Source organism: Serratia sp. Nf2 (assembly GCF_003028435.1).
GTDB classification, from domain to species: domain Bacteria; phylum Pseudomonadota; class Gammaproteobacteria; order Enterobacterales; family Enterobacteriaceae; genus Serratia; species Serratia marcescens_L.
Genome location: NZ_PYTW01000003.1, coordinates 1 through 20037 on the forward strand (window position 1 = coordinate 1; position 20037 = coordinate 20037).

Annotated in this window: 18 protein-coding genes; 6 read left to right on the forward strand and 12 right to left on the reverse strand. The window is 61.9% G+C overall.

The window, feature by feature from the left end:
* Positions 1–197 precede the first annotated feature (197 nt).
* Positions 198–629, reverse strand: coding sequence for a DcrB-related protein (locus tag C9411_RS07800; protein WP_107226812.1), 432 nt, complete (start codon positions 627–629; stop codon positions 198–200).
* Positions 630–861: 232 nt separating this feature from the next.
* On the opposite strand from C9411_RS07800, the gene C9411_RS07805 reads away from it, so the two are divergent.
* The gene (locus C9411_RS07805) at positions 862–1863 is read left to right on the forward strand and encodes an alpha/beta fold hydrolase (protein WP_107226813.1); all 1002 of its coding nucleotides are present in this window, start codon (positions 862–864) and stop codon (positions 1861–1863) included.
* A 69-nt stretch (positions 1864–1932) separates the two neighbouring features.
* Positions 1933–2583: a dihydrofolate reductase family protein gene (locus C9411_RS07810; RefSeq protein ID WP_063989813.1), complete on the forward strand. Its 651-nt coding sequence runs from the start codon at positions 1933–1935 to the stop codon at positions 2581–2583.
* 43 nt (positions 2584–2626) lie between these two features.
* On the opposite strand, the gene C9411_RS07815 is transcribed toward C9411_RS07810, so the two are convergent.
* Positions 2627–4243 (reverse strand): serralysin family metalloprotease, encoded by a 1617-nt coding sequence (locus C9411_RS07815; protein ID WP_107226814.1) that lies wholly within the window; start codon positions 4241–4243, stop codon positions 2627–2629.
* A 411-nt stretch (positions 4244–4654) separates the two neighbouring features.
* Here C9411_RS07815 and C9411_RS07820 point away from each other — a divergent pair, with 411 nt between their 5' ends.
* Positions 4655–5008, forward strand: coding sequence for an AprI/Inh family metalloprotease inhibitor (locus C9411_RS07820; protein WP_107226815.1), 354 nt, complete (start codon positions 4655–4657; stop codon positions 5006–5008).
* A gap of 4 nt (positions 5009–5012) precedes the next feature.
* Here C9411_RS07820 and C9411_RS07825 read toward each other — a convergent pair whose 3' ends face one another.
* Both C9411_RS07825 and C9411_RS07830 read right to left on the reverse strand, forming a co-directional pair.
* Complete coding sequence (locus C9411_RS07825; protein WP_033634482.1) at positions 5013–5534, reverse strand: chromate transporter; 522 nt, start codon at positions 5532–5534, stop codon at positions 5013–5015.
* On the reverse strand, positions 5531–6097 hold the full coding sequence (locus C9411_RS07830; RefSeq protein WP_033634481.1) for a chromate transporter: 567 nt from the start codon (positions 6095–6097) through the stop codon (positions 5531–5533). Before C9411_RS07830 ends, C9411_RS07825 begins: the two co-directional genes overlap by 4 nt.
* Before the next feature lie 103 nt (positions 6098–6200).
* Here C9411_RS07830 and C9411_RS07835 point away from each other — a divergent pair, with 103 nt between their 5' ends.
* The gene (locus C9411_RS07835; RefSeq protein ID WP_063989810.1) at positions 6201–7115 is read left to right on the forward strand and encodes a LysR family transcriptional regulator; all 915 of its coding nucleotides are present in this window, start codon (positions 6201–6203) and stop codon (positions 7113–7115) included.
* Here the strand turns inward: C9411_RS07835 and licT are convergent.
* The 3 genes from licT to C9411_RS07850 are packed head-to-tail and all read right to left on the reverse strand — an operon-like array spanning position 7100 to position 11231.
* Entirely contained in the window at positions 7100–7942 is an 843-nt protein-coding gene (gene licT / locus C9411_RS07840) for a BglG family transcription antiterminator LicT (protein WP_107226816.1), read from the reverse strand. The genes C9411_RS07835 and licT overlap by 16 nt on opposite strands.
* A gap of 20 nt (positions 7943–7962) precedes the next feature.
* Positions 7963–9378: a glycoside hydrolase family 1 protein gene (locus C9411_RS07845; protein ID WP_063989809.1), complete on the reverse strand. Its 1416-nt coding sequence runs from the start codon at positions 9376–9378 to the stop codon at positions 7963–7965.
* Entirely contained in the window at positions 9375–11231 is a 1857-nt protein-coding gene (locus C9411_RS07850; RefSeq protein WP_107226817.1) for a beta-glucoside-specific PTS transporter subunit IIABC, read from the reverse strand. Before C9411_RS07850 ends, C9411_RS07845 begins: the two co-directional genes overlap by 4 nt.
* Before the next feature lie 562 nt (positions 11232–11793).
* Here C9411_RS07850 and C9411_RS07855 point away from each other — a divergent pair.
* Positions 11794–12963: a cupin domain-containing protein gene (locus C9411_RS07855; protein WP_107226818.1), complete on the forward strand. Its 1170-nt coding sequence runs from the start codon at positions 11794–11796 to the stop codon at positions 12961–12963.
* Between the two features lie 42 nt (positions 12964–13005).
* On the opposite strand, the gene C9411_RS07860 is transcribed toward C9411_RS07855, so the two are convergent.
* Positions 13006–13926, reverse strand: coding sequence for an alpha/beta hydrolase (locus C9411_RS07860; protein ID WP_107226819.1), 921 nt, complete (start codon positions 13924–13926; stop codon positions 13006–13008).
* A gap of 151 nt (positions 13927–14077) precedes the next feature.
* On the opposite strand from C9411_RS07860, the gene C9411_RS07865 reads away from it, so the two are divergent.
* On the forward strand, positions 14078–14989 hold the full coding sequence (locus tag C9411_RS07865) for a LysR family transcriptional regulator (RefSeq protein WP_107226820.1): 912 nt from the start codon (positions 14078–14080) through the stop codon (positions 14987–14989).
* A 23-nt stretch (positions 14990–15012) separates the two neighbouring features.
* Here C9411_RS07865 and C9411_RS07870 read toward each other — a convergent pair whose 3' ends face one another.
* The 4 genes from C9411_RS07870 to C9411_RS07885 form a co-directional block, all read right to left on the reverse strand.
* Positions 15013–16317 (reverse strand): cytochrome c, encoded by a 1305-nt coding sequence (locus C9411_RS07870; protein WP_063989795.1) that lies wholly within the window; start codon positions 16315–16317, stop codon positions 15013–15015.
* An 11-nt stretch (positions 16318–16328) separates the two neighbouring features.
* A complete protein-coding gene (locus C9411_RS07875; protein WP_107226821.1) occupies positions 16329–16787 on the reverse strand; it encodes a (2Fe-2S)-binding protein in 459 nt (152 codons plus the stop codon).
* Positions 16787–19009, reverse strand: coding sequence for a molybdopterin cofactor-binding domain-containing protein (locus C9411_RS07880; protein WP_107226822.1), 2223 nt, complete (start codon positions 19007–19009; stop codon positions 16787–16789). The genes C9411_RS07875 and C9411_RS07880 overlap by 1 nt, the downstream gene beginning before the upstream one ends.
* Positions 19010–19208: 199 nt before the next feature.
* Positions 19209–20033 carry a M55 family metallopeptidase gene (locus C9411_RS07885; RefSeq protein WP_107226823.1) on the reverse strand — a complete coding sequence of 275 codons (825 nt, stop codon included), beginning with the start codon at positions 20031–20033 and terminating at the stop codon, positions 19209–19211.
* Between the last annotated feature and the right edge of the window lie 4 nt (positions 20034–20037).

Genomic DNA, 20037 nt, shown 5'->3' on the forward strand with positions numbered 1-20037 from the left:
GCACACCGACGCCGATACAGGAAGCCGCCAGGCCGGCGACGAACAGCGCACCCGCCGCCACCGCGCCTGCGGCGGCGATCAGGCCGCCGACAAGGGTGCCGGCAATCATGCCGGCCAGGGCATGGGAGTGCCCGATGGTATCGCCGACGCGGGCCGCTTCGGTCATCGTAAGGTCCTTTTACGTGAAGAGTTCATCGTTATGCCGCCCGGTAGCTGTTCAGCACCTGCAACAGCAGGGCGTCGTCTTGCGGCGTCAGCTTGCGCGCCATCGCCAGGGTGAACACAAGCACCCGGCCTTCCGCCAGCGCGAACACCGCCTGGTTTTGCCAGATGCGCTTGCCGTCGCGCAGGTAGCTGGCGCGCACCCATTCACCGGCGGTTAATCCATCGCCCAGCGTCGCCGGCTCGCGGCTTTTGAACGCCCAGCCTTTCAGCCCCTGCGCCAGCGCATCGAGCTGGCGGGTGACGTAGCCTTCCAGGTTCTCCGCCGGCTGCAGCGCATCGCGGGAAATATTGATTGAGGGGGAAACATCATCGCCGGCCAACAGCACGTTGACGGTGCGATCGGCATAGCCTTCCGGCAAAGCGACGCTGCCTTCGCTGAAAGCGCAGCGGGATAAAGCGGACATGCGAGGATCCTTTTGCATAAATAATGCTTAAGCATCGCATAACTTAGCCTTGAAATAAAACCATCAGGCACCGCCAATGTTGCGCGGCGTGACCGCGTTCACTGTGTACAAGGCCGTGGCCGGAACCTTGCCCGGGATCGGGCCGTAACATTACAGAATTATCTGAAACCATCGGCGCGCCGACGCCCTGATTATGGCTATACTCGGCTATCGCCCTTTTCAGGAGATCAGGATGCTGAGATTCACCCGTAGCGCGCTGCTGTGCACCACGCTGGCCGCGTTCCCCGCCGCCGCCGAAACGCCGAAGTTCGGCCCGGAGCTGCAGGGTTTTCACTACCCTTACCCGTTACAGCAGTTCAGCTTCACCTCGCAGGGGCAGCCGTTAAAAATGGCCTATATGGACGTGCCGCCGGAAGGCACCGCCAATGGCCGCACCGCGCTGTTGCTGCACGGTAAAAACTTCTGCGCCGCCACCTGGCAGGACACCATCAAGGCACTGAGCAAGGCCGGCTACCGCGTCATCGCACCGGATCAAATCGGCTTTTGCTCCTCCACCAAACCGGCGCATTACCAGTACAGCTTCCAGCAGCTGGCGCAAAATACCCACGGCCTGCTGCAGAATCTGAACATCAGCAAGGCCATCGTCATCGGGCACTCCACCGGCGGCATGCTGGCCACGCGCTACAGCCTGATGTATCCGCAGGCAGTGGAGCAACTGGTCATGGTCAACCCGATCGGCCTCGAGGACTGGAAGGCCAAAGGCGTGCCGTGGCGCAGCGTCGATCAATGGTTCAAGCGCGAGCTGAACACCACCGCCGAGGGCATCCGCAACTATGAGCAGCGCACCTACTACGGCGGCCGCTGGAAGCCGGAGTACGATCGCTGGGTGGATATGCTGGCCGGGCTGAACAACGGGCCGGGCCATCGCCTGGTGGCGTGGAACTCGGCGCTGATCTACGACATGATCTTCACCCAGCCGGTGTATTACGAGTTCAAGGATCTGCAAACCCCCACCACGCTGATGATCGGCACCGCCGACACCACCGCCATCGGCAGCGATATCGCCCCGCCGGCGGTCAAGGCCAAAATCGGGCATTACGCGGAGCTGGGCAAACAGGCGGCGAAACTGATCCCGCACGCCACGCTGATCGAGTTCGCCGGGCTGGGCCATGCGCCGCAAATAGAGGAGCCGGCGCGTTTCCATCAGGCACTGCTCAAGGCGCTGCAGCCCTGAGCGGCCGGTTGGCGCAGCCGCCGCGCGGCGGCTAAACTTTCAGCTGGCACTCAACGGCAGGAGACAGCCATGCGACAGATTATTGCCAGCGCCTTCGTCAGCCTCGACGGCGTGATGCAGGCGCCGGGCGGGCAGGACGAAGACCGCAGCGGCGGCTTTCGCTTCGGCGGCTGGACCGCGCCTTACTGGGATGACGCCATTGCGGAAACGATGGGCGATCTTTTCTCGACGCCGTTCGATCTGCTGCTGGGGCGGCGCACCTACGACATTTTCGCCGGCTACTGGCCGCAGATCACCGACGAGGCCGATCCGTTTTCCGCCGACATCGCCCGCGTGTTCAATCAGGCCACCAAGTACGTCGCCACCCACCACGGCGAGACGCTGGCGTGGGAAAACAGCCAGTGGCTGGGGCGGGACATCCTCGCCCGGCTGCGCGAGCTGAAGCGCACCCAAGGGCCGGTGCTGCTGGTGCAGGGCAGCAGCACGCTGATGCAACAGCTGCTGGCTAACGATCTGGTGGACGAACTGCGCCTGCTCACCTACCCGGTGCTGCTTGGCGGCGGCAAGCGGCTGTTCGATGACAACGCGGCGCCGGCGGCCTTCACGCTAGCCCACTCGGTGGTCTCGCCCGGCGGCGTGATCGTGGCCCACTACCGCCGCGCCGGCGCGGTGACGACCGGCTCCTTCGTGGCGGAAAACGCGGCGGCGGCCCAGCCGTAAAAAAAGGGCCGTTCGGCCCTTTTCTCTTTCCCCTTCATTGCCCTCAGGCAAACAAGATATCGCTCTGCTCCACCTGCCCGACCACGTGGATCTTGAAGTCGGCGGCATAGCTGTTGCTCTGGGTGTTCATCAGCAGATCGGTGGTGCCGTTGAAGGCGTCGAAGTTGAGCTGGATCTCGCCCTTCTGGCCGCTGAAGGCGCTGCCGCTGTCGATAAAGCGCAGCTCGCTCAGGCTGTTGTTGAAACGCAGGCCGGAGAGATCGATCTTGTCGATGCCGTGCTCGAAGTCTTCAATCACGTCGAACGCCGCCACCGTGGACTCTTTGGCATTGAGATAGACGAAATAGTCGGTGAAGTTGTTGGCATCTTTGCCGCCCCACAGATGATCCGCCCCCAGGCCGCCGTACAGGATGTCGGAACCGGCGTTGCCCGCCAGCAGGTTGTCCTGATCGTTGCCGATGATCACATCACGCCCGCTGCCGCCGATGGCGTTCTCGATGATCGCCCCGCGCGCGATGGCGACGTTCTGCGTGCCGCCGCCGACGCTGGAGAACGCCCCGTCGTTCAGGTTGATCATCTGCTGCTGGCTGTAGCCGGAGAAGTCCAGCGTGTCGTTGCCGCCGGCGTCCCACACCGCGAAGTTGACCGGTTTGCCGTTGTCCGCCGTGGCGGTCAGGAAATCGCGCCCGGTGTTGGAGTTGAAGCCGTACACCGTGTCGCCGGTGCGGGTGCTCATATTGGCGCCGTACAATTTTTGGATCGCGGCGATATCATCCACCATCGGGCCATAGCCATACATCCCTTTGGTGTCGGCGCCGGTGTAACCGGCGTTGAAATAGCTCATGATCGAGTATTGCAACGAATCCTGATAGTAAGCCGCGTCGTTCTGGTAGCTCGGATTGCCCAACGAGGCATCATAAGATCCCGGGTGCGCCAGCCCCAGGGCATGCCCCAGCTCGTGGGTGAAGGTCTGGCTGCTGAAGTCGCCGCTAACCGGCGCCTGATGGGTGGCGAAGTTTTTGTTGAACCACACCGTGCCGGCAAAGGCGTTATCGCTACCCGGTTTGGAACTCGGCGGGTAATAGGCGTACGCGTTGATGGCATTCGGGCCGCTGCCCTCAGCGGCGCTGCCGTCGGCGCGCTGGGTGAAATACGCGAAGGTGATGTCCGCGCGGTGGTTAATATCGGTGGATGCCGTTTCGGTAAAGGTCACGTTCGCCACGTCGGCCCACGCCTGCATCGATTTCAGCGCCTGTGCCTGCGCCGCCTGAGTCAGCGGTTGCAGCCCTTTGTCACCGTCACCGGTCTGGCCGATGCGGTTCAGTGCGCTCTGCGTCAGGAAGGAATAGGTCAGCGCCACCGGCTGGTGATACACCTGATCGCCGTTGTGCGTCAGGCCCGGCCGCGTCAGCTGATCGGCGGCGCGATCGAAGCTGAAGTTATCGCGGATTTTACCCAGGTTGTTGATGGCTGCCCCGCCGCGCTGGTTGCTGTACAGGTTGGCGTTGTCCAGCGTAAACAGCGCGCCGTAGCCCAATCCGTCATAGCGGCTGCCGGGCTGGTGATAGTAAAACTGATAGTTATGATCGTTGGGGGATGTGGCGGACAGGCTGGTGAACTCATCATCATCTTGCAAAATGTCGTTGTGGCGACTGCTCATTGCATTCTCCTTTTACACAGTAGGAATCCACTCGCTTTGTAAGACTATTCATCAGTCGTTCTAATCTAAGCCAAGGCTTAGGATTGACCAGTATAGTAATTAACCCCGACGGCGCGACCCGACGCCGCCGTGCATCATCGCGCCGGGCGTTAAGACGGAAATAATCATAACGAGTTGTATTAGCGCAGTATTAATGAGAAAGATAAGCGTATCGGCGGGCTAATGACTCGTCTTTTTGAACATGTTATCGCCGGTTAGATCAGAATAATCGAGGATTAAAAAACCTAATCCTTGCCTCATCATCCCGCAGGGAACATGCTAAGGTGTGAATGGACAGCCGAAAGGAGTGACCCGATGCCAACCCATTTCCTTATGCGCGCCTTGCGCCGCGCCAGCCTGACAGGAGTCGTTATGAGCGTATTGTGCAGCAGTGCCCTGGGCAGTTCACTGCCGTTGCTGGAACCCGCCGCGCTGAAGGGCGACTGGCAGCTCGCCGCCATCGGAGACGGTAAAACCGTCTGCGAGGTGCAGCTGAGCGACGAGGTGGTGGCCAACACCAACGCCTTCCGCTTCAGCGCCTCCGCCCAGTGCCTGCAACCGCTGGCGCTGCAAACATTGCCGGTCGCCTGGCGGCCGACGCCGGACGGCATGACGCTGACCGACGCCGAAGGCAGCATGGTGGCGTTTCTGGCCCTGACCGCGCCGAAGCGCTATGAGCTGATCGATCGCGGCGGCCCTTCGCGCTTTATGCTGATCCCGCGCTAATCCCTCAGGCGAACAGCAAGCCGAGCAGCGCGCCGCCCGCCAGCACCCACAGCGGATGGAGGCGCTTGCTCATGCTCAGCCCCGTCGCCAGCGCCACGATCGCCGCCAGCCGCCAGCTGGGTGCGGAGGCCTCGGCGATCAAGATGCCGCTGGCCGCCACCAGCCCCACGGTCAGCGGCACCAGCCCGGCCTGCACGATGCGGCGCCACGGGCGATCCTTAAAGCGCCGCCAGGCGCCCATCACCAGCAGCGTGACGATGGAAGACGGCCCGAACTTGGCGACTGAAGAAACCAGCAGCCCCGCCCAGCCGGCCACATGCCAGCCGACCAGCGGCACGATCATCATGTTCGGCCCCGGCGCGGCCTGCGCCATGGCGAACAGCGCGCTGAACTCCTGGGCGCTCATCCATTGATGCACCTCCACCACCTGCCGCTGCATTTCCGGCAGAATGGTCATGCCGCCGCCAAACGCCAGCAAAGAGAGCTCGGTGAAGATCAGCGCCAGCGCTATCAAAACCCCGCTCATGACGGCCACCGCCACATCAGCAGAATGCTCAGCGGCGCCAGTACCAACATGGTCGGCAACAGCGGCAGGCGCAGCCAGGCGATGGCGATCAAGGCCAGCGCGACGATCGCCAACGCCGGCCATTTACCGCGCAGCGGCAGCAGCATCTTGATCCCGGTCGACAGCAGCAGCCCGGCGGCGGCGGCGGCCAGCCCGGCGAACACATGCTGCACATGCGGATCGTTTTGGAAGCGGGCGTAGACCACGCCCAGTCCCACCACGATCGCCGTCGGCGCGCTGATGAGGCCCAGCAAGGCGCACAGCGCGCCGCGCAGCCCGCGAAACTCCATCCCCACCGCCACCGACAGGTTGATCACATTGCCGCCGGGCAGGAACTGGCACAGCCCGAGCAGCTCGGTGAACTGTTCGCCGCTCAACCAGCGCCGGCGCTCTACCAGCATGCTGCGCGCCAGCGGCAGCACGCCGCCGAAGCCAATCAGCCCCAGCCACAGAAAGCCCACAAACAGCTCCGCATTGCCCGGCGCTGCCGCCGGGTGCGGTTTTAACGTATTGATATCTGACATGTCATTGCCGTTCCACATCGCTTGTTTTGATGTCTGGTATCATGCGCGTCGCCGTGCCATGATGTCTAATGCATTCCGGAACAACTAAAGATACCTTTGAGGTATGGCCATGATCGAACTGCGTCGCCTGCGGGCGTTCGTCACCGTGGTGGAAGAAGGCAACATCACCCGCGCCGCCGAGCGGCTGTTTATCCAGCAGCCGCCGCTCACCCGCCTGCTGCAGGGGCTGGAAGATGAACTGGGCGTAACCTTGTTGCAGCGCCTGCCGCGCGGCGTGCGCGTCACCGAAGCGGGCGGCGTGCTGTTCGAAGAGGCCCGCGCCCTGCTGGCGCGCGCCGAACGCCTGCGCGAAGCGGTGCAGCGCGCCGCTCGCGGCGAGCAAGGGCACATCGCCATCGGCTTCACCAGCTCCGCCGCGCTGCACCCGTTCGTGCCCAACCTGCTGCGCCGCTACCGCGACATCCTGCCGGGCATCACCACCCAGTTGGAAGAAGCCGGCAGCGGCGAACTGATGGAAGCGTTGCTGGAACAGCGCCTCGACGCCGCCTTCGTACGCTCGCCGGCCAGCGGCATTCCCGGCCTGAGCGTGGAGCCGGTGCTCAGCGAACCGATGATCGTCGCCCTGCCGCTGGGCCACCGGCTGGCACAAGAAACGCAGCAGCCGCTGCCGCTGGCCGAACTGGCCCACGAGGCGTTTATTCTCTATCGCCGCCCAGCCGGCCAGGGGCTGTACGACGCCATCCTGGCCGCTTGCCACCGCGCCGGCTTCAGCCCGCGCATCGTGCAGGAAGCGCCGCGCCTGCCGGCCACCCTCAGCCTGGTCGGCGCCGGGTTGGGGCTGTCAGTGGTACCCGGCTCGATGCGGCGGCTGGGCGGCGACGGCATCGTCTACCGCACCCTCGCCGAAGAAGCGCAGCTCAGCGCCCCGCTTTACCTGGCGCTGCGCCGCAGCCCGGCTTCGCCGATCGTCGAGCGCTTTCGCGAACTGGTCGCCGAAGCGGTTCAGGCCTCCGGCTGATCGGTGATGCGCGTCAGGTGGATCATCAAATACAGCAGCTCATCGTTCGACATCTCCATTTGCAGCAGATTCTTCACGTAATCGCGGATCAGTAGCGCGCCGCGATAGGCGTGCGGGTACTCGGCGGTCATCTGGGCAAACAGAAAATCGGCCTTCGAGGCCATCTGCTTGCCGTCAATCATGCGCTGGATAAAGAACTGCATATGCACCAAAAAGCGCGCATAGTTCAGCGAATCGGTGTCGATATTGATGCGAAAGTGATACTTGATGATATTGAAAACATCTTTCAGCATCTTCACCGCCAGCAACGTGTGCTCCATGTTTTGCACTTCGGTCTGGCCATTGACCAGATGAAAGGCGATATTGCCCGCTTCCTCTTCGGGCAGATGGATATTCAGCCGCTGGTTAATGTATGCCAAGGCCTGCAGCCCCACCGCAAACTCTCGCGGGTAGAAGCGCTTCACCTCGAACAGCAGGCGGTTTTGGATGGCAATGCCCTTGTGATGACGCTCAATAGCGAAACTGATGTGATCAGCCAGCGTAAAGAAAATCTGTTCATTAATGTTGCCGTTCAGTTGGCGGTTGGCCTCACAGAGGATCATCTGCACAATTTCGATGTGTTCCGTCGGGGCAGTTTCAATCAGCCGCAGGTAATCGCGCCCCTTTTGCCCCTCCTGCACCACATACACTTTCTCAATGGCGGCCGGGTTGATCTCGTCTCCGGTTTTGCTGTTAAAACCAATTCCCTTACCCATAGCGATAACCTCACGGTTATCGTCGTCCGCGGTTAACACCAGACTGTTGTTGAGAACCTTAATGACTTTCATCGTCTCGGCCGTCACCCTGCTTATTTGCCTAACCGGCCATTGGCGGCGATAAGCCGCCGATACCAGTCAAAACTGCGTTTTTTGATGCGCCGCAGATCCTTAAGATCCCCTTCTCCGCGGTTCACGTAGATAAATCCATAGCGCTTGGCGTAGCCCTGATGCGTACTGACGACGTCAATCGCCGCCCACGGGCAGTAACCGAGCAGCTCGACGCCGTCGTTGATCGCCAGTCGCATCTGTTCGACATGCTGCCGCATAAATTCAATGCGATAGTCGTCGTCGATGGTCTCATCCGCCCGTAATTCATCCGGCGCGCCAATACCGTTCTCCGTGATGAGTATCGGCAGGTGATAACGTTCGAAGGTTTTGCGCAGCGTTAAGCGCAAGCCAACCGGATCGATCACCCATCCGTAGCGCGTCTTGCCGACAAACGGGTTTTCCGCCGCACGATAAACACCCGGTTCGCCGAGCATGATTTGCTGATCGCCGGCGCGTGCGCTCACGTCTGAACCGTCGCCGCGGCTGGCGGCGATCGTGGCGGTGGAATAGTAATTGATCGCCACGTAATCCGGCCGCGCCGCCAACAGCAGCGCCGCGTCCTCCGGCTCGCGGTCCGGCGCCCAGCCCCGATCCTCGAGGTAACGCCAGGCCAGGGCGTTGTAGCGGCCATGCACCGCCACATCGAGAAAGCTCCAACAGCGCAATGTCTCCCAGTTGTGGGCGGCAATGGCATCCAGCGGATGGCAGGTCTCCTGATACATCGACGTGGTATTGATCGCCGGGCCAATTTTCCCGCCGGGACAGCGCTGATGGCATAATGCCATGACTTTGGCCTGAGCGACCAACATATGATGACTCTGCTGATACAGCGTCCGCTTGTCAGGCAACGCGCCGCCTTTGGGCATGCCGATGGCGCCGGGGTGCAGGATCATGGTGTTCTGTTCATTGATGGTGAGCCAATACTTCACCCGATCGCCGAAGGCGTCGAACAGCACGCCGGCGTAGGCGACAAAAGCATCGATGGTGGCGCGATTGGACCAGCCGCCCTGCTGCTCCAGCACATAAGGCAGATCGAAATGGTACAGCGTCACCACCGGCTCGATGCCGTGCGCCAGCAATTCGTCGATCAATTGCCGGTAAAACGCCAGCCCCGGCGCATTGACTGCGCCGACGCCATCGGGCAATACGCGCGTCCAGGCAACCGAAAACCGGTAGGCCTTTAACCCCAGTTCAGCGAACAGCTTCACATCCTCGCGAAAGCGATGATAGTGATCGCTGGCCACCGTAAAATCCGCCGTGCCTGCGGGATGTTCCAGCATATCGACGATCGACGGGCTTTTGCCGTCTTCATTCCATGCGCCCTCCACCTGATAAGCGGAAGTCGACGCGCCCCAGAGAAACTCGGCGGGAAAATCGTGCAAGCGTTGATAAATCATGCCGGCTCCTTATTGGCCTTCAGCGCCATAATCGTCTCACCGGCATGAACGCCATGCGGCTTAGGTAACGCCTGAACCTGAAACGCTTCGCTGTTGACTACCAAGACCGGCGTCGTCAAATCGAAGCCTAATGCGGCGATCTCGTCGATGTCAAAACGCACCAGCTCGTCGCCGACCTTGACGCGATCGCCGACCTGCAGTTCGGAGTCAAAGTGTTGGCCCCCCAGGTTTACCGTGTCGATGCCGATATGCAACAACAGCTCCGCACCGTTGTCGCCCTTGATGCCTACCGCATGTTTTGACGGCAGGAAAGTCACGATCTCGCCGTCCAGCGGCGCGCGCAGCACACCTTCCGAGGGTATGATCGCCATGCCCTGGCCCAACAAGCCTTGGGAGAAGACGTCATCGTTGACCTGATCCAACGTCACGGCTTTGCCGGTCAGCGGGCTGAAAACCGGCGATACTTCGTCGGCCGCCGCCACCTGAGTCTCTTCGTTCGCCTCCTCGATCGGATCGTCGAAGCCAAGGATCCAGGTCAGGGCAAAGGTCACGACGATGGCAATGGCGCATGTGATCAGCGCATGCACGATATTCATCGGGTTCTCACCGATAAACGCCGGCAAAGCGGCCAGGCCAGGAGAAACGAAGGCATAGCGCACCAACCCGCTCAACCCGGCGTAAATGCCGGCGCAGCCGCCGCCGATCATCGCCGCGATCAACGGCTTGCGCAGTTTCAGCGTTACCCCGTACAGCGAGGGTTCAGTGATCCCCAACAGCGCGGTAAAACCGGCGGAGGACGCCAACTGGCGCAAATTCGTGTTCTTGGTGCGGAATGCCACACACAGCGTCGCCGCGCCTTGCGCAATATTGGATGCCAACATGCCCGGCCCGTTAATCATCTCAAAACCGTTCCTGGTCAATTGGCCGGTGGCGATCGGTGTCATCGCCCAGGCGGTGCCGGTGATCACCAAAAACGGCTGCAGCCCGCCCATCAACATCGGAATCAGCCAGCCGGCCTTGCCATCGACGATCGCCGCCCCGGCGGCCACCATGTCATTGAGGAAAATGCCGAACGGCCCGACCACCACCAACGCCAGCGGCGCGGTGACCAGCAGCACAATCATCGGTTTGGTGAAGAACTTGATCATCGTCGGCGAAACCTTCTCGGCAAACCGCTCGATATAGGACATCAGCCACACGGTAAAAATGATCGGCAACACCGAGCCGGCATAATCCGCCAGCCGCACCGGAATGCCGAGAAAATCAATCGCGGTGCCCGCCGCCAGCATCTGAGCCAGATTAGGGTGCAGCAAGGCGCCGGCAAGAGTCATCGCCAGAATGGGGTTGCACTCGAATTTTATCGCGGCGCCGTAAGCCAACAGCACCGGCAGGAAGAAAAAGGCCGCATCGGCGACGGTATCCAGTAATCGATAGGTCGTGCCGGCGGGATCTATCGCCCCGGCCAGCTTGAGGATCGCCAGCAGCGCCTTGATCATCCCCGCGCCGGTAATGGCCGGGATCACCGGGGTAAAGGTCGTGGAAATCACGCTGATAATCCGCGACACCACGCCGCCTTTCGGCTGCTGCTTTTGAGCGCCCGTTTGCGGCTGGCCAATCTCTTTTTGCAGCACGCGGAACGTTTGCTGCACGTTATTGCCGACCACGATCTGAAACTGACCGCCGCGCACCACTACGCTGATGACGCCCGGCAGGGCTTCAATCGCCTTCGAATCCACTTTGCTGTCGTCGTTGAATTCCATGCGCAAACGGGTCGCGCAGTGCGTCAGCTTGCTGACGTTGCCTTTACCGCCGACCCGCGCCAGTATTTCTAAGCCAAGTTTTTGATAGTCCATCGTTTTCCCCGATAAAATGCAAAAAAAAAGACCAAAATGGAAATGCGCCTCGTCACAAGGAGAAGTGCATTCCTATTTTGGTCTTGCCTGCTTTAGCAGTAACACGCCGCAATAAAAATGGGTGTGCGATCTTTTCGACCGCGCTAAAAGTATCGCCATACTTACGAATACTCGGCAATAGCCACGCGTCAGTGTTGTGAAAGGCGTCACGATTTAGCGTAAATGCACTGCAATATCGCCACTGCGCGCTTTTTGCGCCCGCCTATAGCGCAATCGGAGGAATACGCCCAAAAATAATGTATTTCATTGACGCTTCATTTATTTAATCGCAGAGAAAGATTAATTCAGTGCCATGACTATATAGATTAACAATGAATAATCAAACCCGCTCTCACTTAGTAACAAACGCAAACAAATAAGCGCCTACCCAATAAATTCCAGCCGCTAGGATTTAAGGGTCACAGCCTATTCCCGCCGATGACAAAAATACCTCTCAAGGGTAATTACACCTTCCCTGTCGCCTGCCACTGCAGGCGCACGGTTTTATATTGGAGAAAATGCTATGCTATCGCGTCGTGATATATTGAAAGTCTCCGCCGTCAGCGCGGCCGCCGCCGGCATGATCGGCGGCATCGCTAAAAATGCCGCTGCCGACGACCACCGCAATATCGTGCCTCCCAGCAGCTACCAGCCGCCTGCCGATGCGCAGCATCTCTACAAATACAAATTCACCGACAGCAAAAAACGCAGCCTGCCCAGCGGCTGGGCGCGCGAGGCTACCGTCGAGCAATTTCCGATCTCCGAAGGCGTGGCGGGCGTCGACATGACGCTGGAGCCGGGCGGCGTGCGCGAACTGCACTGGCACGCCATCGCCGCCGAATGGGCATTTATGCTGGAAGGCCATGCGCGCATCACCATCCTCGATCCCGAGGGCAAATGCGAAGTGGCGGATTTCGGCCCCGGCGACGTGTGGTATTTCCCGAAAGGCTACGGCCATTCCATTCAGGCGCTGGCGGACGGCGCGCATTTTATTCTGGCATTCGATAACGGGCACTTCTCCGAATTCGGCACCTTCAGCATCACCGATTGGGTGGCGCATATGCCGAAAGAGGTATTGGAAAAAAGCGTCGACATGCCGGCGGCGGTATTTTCCAAGGCCAAACAGGGTGAGGCCTATATTGTCGGCGGCGCCGTCCCGCCCACCTTGCCATTACCGAAAAACGACGGCGGATTAAATAACGCTCCGCTGACCCATCGCTATGAATTAATGAAGCAAAAGCCGTTCTTTGAAAATGACGCCGGGAGCGTGCATTTGGTGTCATCGAAAGAATTTCCCATTTCCACCACCATGACCGGCATCATCGAGATCGTGAAACCCGGCGCGATCCGGGAATTGCACTGGCACCCCAATGCCAACGAATGGCAATACTATATTGCCGGCAAGGGCCGCATGACGGTGTTCAGCTCGCACGGCCACGCGCAGACGGAAGAGTACGCCCCTTCAGACGTCGGCTACGTGCCGCAGGGCTTCGGCCATTACATCGAGAACATCGGCGATGAAGATTTGAAGGTGCTGATCGTGATGGACAACGGCATTTATCAGGATATTTCATTGTCCGACTGGCTGGCGAAAACCCCGGCCTACCTGCTGGCGGATAACTTCAACAATCAGGTTGAGGACTGGCAGGATCGGCCGAAAGACAAGCGAGTCATGTCACGGCGCAGCCGCTGACGCCACGGCGAGGGAGAGACTCCCTCGCCCTCCGGCCTGCGCTTACAGCGTGGCGTTAAAGAACGGCACCAGCTTCTCCAGCGCCTGGGCTACCGGCTCCGGTTTGTCGTAGAGATCGTAATGCGACCAGCCTTCCACCACCACCAGCTCTTTGTGCTGCGATTTGGCGCGGCGCACGATCTCATAGCCGTCGCGCAACGCGCCGAACAGGCCGGGTTTGCTGCCGACGATCACCAACAGCGGCTGGGTCAGCAGCACTTCCGCCAGGTGGAACGCATCCCACCCCACGGCCACTGCGTTATGGGAATACAGCGTCTTGTTTACGCCGTTCGGCTTCTCGCCGCGCGCCGTCCGGTAGTATTCCGTCGCCTCGCGCAGATCGATATCGGCGCCGTCTTTTTGCGCCGCCTCAACGCTTGGGTACAGGCCTACGTCCACGCGCAACGCCGCGCCGCGCGCCTCTGCGGTGCGCTGCCGGGCAATATCCTCCAGAAAAGCCACAGGATCGCCATTGGCCAACACGCCTTCGCGCATTACCCGGCCATAGTTGGCGCCGGTGATGGTCGCCACCGCTTTGATGCGCCGCTCCGTCATCGAAGCGTTGATGGCGTAACCGCCGCCGCCGCAGATGCCGAGCACGCCGATACGCTGATCATCAACGTAATCCAGCGTCACCAGATAATCGGTCACGACGCGAAAATCTTCCACGCGCTGAGCGGGATCTTCAATAAAGCGCGGTTCGCCGCCGCTCTCGCCCTGGAAGCTGGCGTCGAACGCGATGACCACAAAGCCGGCTTTCGCCAGCGCCGCGCCATAGACGTTGCCCGAGGTCTGCTCTTTGCAGCTGCCGATCGGGTGGGCGCTGATGATCGCCGGGTACTTTTTCCGCTCGTCGAAATCCGGCGGGAAATGGATATCCGCCGCGATGTCCCAATACTGACGCTTGATTTTGACCGTTTTCATCATGAGTTCCTCACAGGGTTGCTGGCTCGGGAAACGCGCTCGGCATCGCTTCCGCTGGGATAACGCTTACTTTAGACACCGTATTGTTCTTTGAGAAGCACAGGGAATGGACTACAGTGTTAAGCTGTGGTTTACAATGCGGAGCATATCGATGGATCCTTCCCTGCTTCCCTCACTGGCGTGGTTCGCGCATATCGCGCAGCACCGCAGCTTTACCAAAGCGGCGGCCCAAATGGGCGTTTCCCGCGCCGCGCTGTCGCAAAACCTGAAGGCGCTGGAAAAACAGCTGAACGTCAAGTTGCTCCACCGCACTACCCGCGATATGTCGCTCACGGAGGAAGGACAACGCCTGCTCGAGGCCCTGGCCCCCGCCCTCAGCGCGATCGAACACGCCGTCGGCACGCTGGAAGAGAGCCGCCACGAGCCGGCGGGGCTGCTGCGGATAAACGCCTCGCGCACGGCCGCCAAGCACTTTATCGAACCGCATGTCGGCGAATTTCTGGCGCGCTATCCCAGATTGAAGCTTGAACTGGTGATGGACGACGGCATGGCCAGCATCATTTCCGAAGGCTACGACGCCGGCGTGCGGCTGGGTGAAAGCCTCGCCGAGCATATGGTGGCGATCCCCATCACCCCGCAGGTGGAACTGGTGGCGGTGGCCACGCCGCAATACCTCAGCCGTTACAGCACGCCCGCCACGCCGGCGGATCTGGTCAACCACAACTGCATCGCTTTTCGCCACGCAACCAGCGGCGCCATTTATCAATGGGAGTTTTCCACTATCGAGCGGCACGCGCGCCATACCTTTTCCGTCGAGCCGCAAGGCAGCATGATCACCAACGACGACGACGGCATGATCCGCGCCGCGTTGCAACATGTCGGCATTATTCAGCACTTTGATTTCGCCGTGAAGGCGCTGGTGGAACGCGGTGAACTGGTGCGGATCCTGCAGCCCTGGTCGCAGCCGTTTCCCGGCTTCTACCTGTATATCCCCTCCCGTGAGCACATGTCTTCCAAGGTCAGGGCGCTGCTGGACTTTCTGGTCGAGAAGCGCGCAGGCTAAGCCGGCCCGCGCGCCTTTTCGCTTTACTGCTTGCGTTGCTCCGCCACCTGTTTGGCGGTGACGTTGCCCTGCTTATCGCCGAAGTGGCCGACCACGAAGTTGGCGACCGCCGCCACTTCCTCGTCGGAATAGGCGCTGCCGAACGCCGGCATCATTTCATGCCGATCGCCGATGCTGATGCTCGTCCCCTTCAGAATGGCCTGCACCACGCTGCGCCCCTGCGGATCGTTCACCGCCGTACTGCCCACCAGCGACGCGTACTCGCTCTGGCGGCCCGGCCCGTTCCACTGGTGGCATCCGCTGCAGTCGTTGGCGAACACCCGGCGCCCGAGCGAACTGTCTTGCCCGCCCGGCAGGATCGGCGTGGAAGCCCCCGCGCCCTTCGGCTGCAGGTTCACCGCCGCCGCGCCGTCGCCGGCGATCGGTTCGATATCGCGCAGGTATTTCACCAGCGCCAGATTGTCTTCCGGCGTCAGGAACTGCAGGCTGTTTTCCACCGCTTCCGCCATCGGGCCGGCGGCGCTGCTGCGCCCCGGCGCATGGCCAGTGGCCAGATACTGCGACAGCTGCTGGTCGCTCCAGCCGCCGATGCCGGTCTGTTTGTCCGGCGTGATGTTGGCGGCGAACCAGCCCTGCACCACTTCACCGCTCAGGTGCTTGCTCTGGTTGAGGCCGAATCCCAGATTGCGCGGCGTATGGCACTCGCCGCAGTGGCCCAGCGCCGTCGCCAGATAGGCGCCGCGGTTCCACTGCTCATCCTTGTTGAGGTCCGGCGCAAAGCGCTGCTCATGGAAGAACGCCAGGTTCCAGAATTTCATGCCCCAGCGCTGGTTGAACGGGAACGACAGGTCGTTTTGCGGGTTGGTCTGTTTCACCGGCGGCAGGCTGAACAGATAATCCTTGATCGCCAGCACGTCGTCGCGGCTCAGTTCGGTGTACGAGGTGTACGGCATCGCCGGATACAGGTTGCCCTGCGGGCCGATGCCCTCACGCACCGCGCGCACGAACTGATCGTCGCTCCAGTTGCCGATGCCGGTCTCCTTGTCGGCGGTGATGTTGGTGCCGTAAATGGTGCCGAACGGCAGCTTGAAGGCGAAGCCGCCCGCATACGGCGTGCCGCCCGGCGCGGTGTGGCACGCCACGCAGTCGGCAGCGCGCGCCAGGTACTCGCCGCGCGCCAGTTTATCGGTGATGCCGGCCGGCGCCCCGGCGATCGGCGCCGCAGGCTCCGCGCCGGTGGGCCGTAGCAGCGTGTACAGCGCGTATCCTCCCGCCAACACCACCACGGCGATAATCAGCCATAACAGCCCTTTCAAGGCGTTGCTCATCGCATCTCTCCCTAACCCAACGCCTTGGCGGCCTGGTGGATGGCGGCGCGAATGCGCACATAGGTGGCGCAGCGGCAGACGTTGCCGCCCATCGCCGCGTCGATGTCCGCATCGCTCGGGTTCTTGCTTTGCACCAGCAGCGCGCTGGCGCTCATGATCTGGCCGGACTGGCAGTAGCCACACTGCACCACGTCCAGATCAAGCCAGGCTTCCTGCACCGCCTTGCCTTCCGGCGTGGCGCCCACGGCTTCGATGGTGGTGATTTTTTTGCCGACGGCGGCCGAAACCGGCGTCATGCACGATCGCACCGGCACACCGTCCAGATGCACGGTACAGGCACCGCACATGGCGATGCCGCAGCCGAACTTGGTGCCGGTCAGGCCGGCTTCGTCACGCAAGAACCACAGCAGCGGCATGTGCGGATCGCCCTCGAAGGTCAGCGGCTGCTCGTTTACGGTTAATTGAATCATCAGGTTCTCTCCTTGTCAGACGCCGGGTTCGCAGTGGGATTATGCAGCGGCAGGCTCAGCGAGGTGCGCGGCCGCCCGAGCAGCGCCAGTGCGTTGCCGACCGCTGGGGCGATGGTCGGCACCCCCAGCTCGCCCACGCCGGTCGGTTTCTCGCTCGAGGGCACGATGATCACCTCGATCTCCGGCATCTCATCGATGCGCAGCGGGCGGAAGTTATTGAAGTTGGACTGTTCGACCACGCCGTCTTTCAGCGTGATATTGCCGTACAGCGCCAGGCTCAGGCCGTAGCCGATACCGCCCTCGATCTGCGCGCGGATCACGTCGGGGTTCACCGCCACGCCGCAGTCCACCGCGCACCACACCTTGTGCACTTTCGGGATGCCGCCTTCGCCGATCGACACCTCGGCCACCTGCGCCACATAGGTATCGAAGGCCTTGGCGACGCCCACGCCGCGCGCGCGCCCGTCCACCACTTTCGCACCCTGCCAGTCAGCGGCTTTCGCTACCGCGCGCAGCACGCCCGCCGCGCGCGGCGCATCGCCCATCAGCGCCAGCCGCCCTTCGACCGGATCCTGGTCGGTTTCCTGCAACAGCTGATCGATAAAGCTCTCCACCGCGTGGCCGGTGTGGGTACTGGCGACCGACCGCAGCGAGGTGGTCGGCACCTTGCCGGGCACGATATGCGCATCGCAGCGGAAGGCTTCGAAGGTGTATGACACCTCGCTGGCGCCCTCGACCATCATCTGATCGAGGCCGTTGACCACCAGCGCATCCATCGCGCTGTGGCGCGTCCAGGAGTGGCCGACCACGGTATCGGTCCAGCCCACCACCTTGCCGCCGCGAATGGCGCCGCGCAGGCGGTGCAGGATCATCGGGCGATACCAGCCGTTGCGGATGTCGTCCTCGCGTGTCCATACCACCTTCACGCCGTGGCCAGGGCCGATGCCCTTGGCCGCCGCCGCCATGTCGGCCGCCAGATCCGGCCCCAGCGTCGGGTTACCTAAATCGATGCGCCGGCCGAAGCTGCCGCCCGCCAGAATGGTTTCAATCTGCACCTTGTCCGGCGGCAACTCGAACAGATCGCACAGCTGCTTGTGATCGAGCGTTTGGATTTGGCAGCCGTAGCGCGCCTTGACGCTCTCGCCGTCCCAGAACAAATAGCCGTCCAGTGGCTCCATCGGCGCGTGCGCGACGTACGGGAAGGTGTATTCGGCCTCGATCACCTTGTCGGCCTTGTCGAACACCTCGTCCGGCTTACCGAGACTCTTCGCCACCACGCCGGTTTTCTGCGCCACCTGGCGGAATTCGGCGTAGATCTCCTCGGTGTTGCGCCGTTCGGCCTGCGCGTCGTCCCACGTCACCTTCAACCGTTCCCGCCCCTGGATCGCCGCCCAGGTGTTTTTGGCGTAAACCGCCACGCCGGTGGCGACCTGCTTCACCGCCACCACGCCCGGTACTGCCAGCGCCCGCTCGGCGTCGAAGGTCGCCACCTTGCCGCCGAAGCGCGGCGGCTTCTTGATGGTGACGGTCAACATGCCCGGCTCGTGGATATCCTGCGAGAACTGCGCGCTGCCGTTGGTTTTCGCCAATGAATCGACGCGGTGCAGGCCGCGCGTTTTGCCGATCAGGGTGAAATTGGCCGGATCCTTCAACGTCAGGCTGGCGGGATCGGGCGGCGGCAGCGTGGCGGCCAGCGCGGCAAATTCGCCGAAGCCCGCTTCGCGCCCGCTGGCGGCATGGCGGATCTTGCCCGCCTGCACGGTAATTTCCTGCGCCGAGGTTTTCCAACTCTGTGCAGCGGCCTGCACCAGCAGCGCGCGCGCCATGGCGCCCATGCGCCGCATCTGCTCATAGGCATTGGCCACCGAGCTGGAACCGCCGGTGCCCTGGAATCCGAAGGTCAGGTTTTTGTAGATATTGGTGTCCACCGGCGCGGCGACGACCCGTACCTGCGCCCAGTCGGCATCGAGCTCTTCGGCGACCAGCGTCGCCATGCCGGTATAGACCCCCTGGCCCACTTCGGTGTGTTTACTGATCACGGTGACGACGCCGTCGGCGCCGATCTGAACGAAGGCGTTGGCGTCAAACGCCGCCGCGCCGGAGGCGGCCGGGGCAGCCGAACGCGCCAGCGCGCCGGTGGACGGCAGATAGGCGCCGATCACCAACGCCCCGGCGCCGACGATAAACCGCCGCCGCGAAAGCGGAACTTGGGATATGCTCATTGCTCATGACTCCAAAAAAGCCGAAGGCGTCACTGCCTTCGGCGAAACAAATCTTGTTATGGAATGGCTTGTCGCGCCCGTCAGGTGATATAGCGCAACAGAGCAATAATTAGCGTAGCCTATTATTCAGTAGGCTTAATGTTGAAGAGGGATTTTCTATTGGAGAATCGTGCGGTGCGGGCGGGAACCCGCACCGGGGTCAGCTCTGCGTCGTCGCCAGATAGGAGAAAACGCTGAGCAGGCGGATTTGCGCCGCCATGTTGTCGCTGTCGAAGGCCACGGTGAGTGCGTCCTGGCGCTCCACGCCGGGCACCAGGCTGAACAGATCCGCCAGCACCGGTTTGGCCGCCATCAGCGTCAGCCGGTAAGGCGGCATGAAGCGGCGTTCCACCGGCAGTTTCGCGCCCTGGCGCACCTGCTGCATCGCCCGCTCGCGGATCTCGGCGCGCGCCCGCTGCGGGCTGAGCGATTCGGCGGCGGTTTGCGAGATAGCGCGCTTCACGCAAACATAGCCAGACTGCGGATAACGTTCAGCAATCCAGCGTTGCAGCTCGTCGTCACCGCTCACCAGCCACAGCGGCACGTTCAATTCGGCCGCCGCCGCTGCATACAGATCGCTTTCGCCCACCGCTTCGCCGTTCAGGCTGACGCGGTAAAAGGCCCGGCCGTTGATGGTGTGCGCCAGCACGCCATGTTCGCCGGCGGCGCTGTGGTAGCCGATAAACATCAGGCCGTCGTAGCGTTGATGCTGCAGCCCTTCCACCATCGACAGCCCGCGCGGCTTGCCTTGCACCAGCCGCGCGCGCCCATCGATGCGATCGGCGCGCAGGTTCTGCATCATGGCGTGGCTGTCGGCCACCGTCACCTCGGTGGCCCCGCCAGCGAAAGCGCCATCGATGGCGGCGTTAACCTCCTGCTCCATCAGCTCGCGCGCCGCCGCATAGTCGGCGTGGGCCGGGTTGCACTGCTCCGGCCGCATCACGCCGGCAATGCCTTCGATATCCGCAGAGATAAAGACTTTCACATCA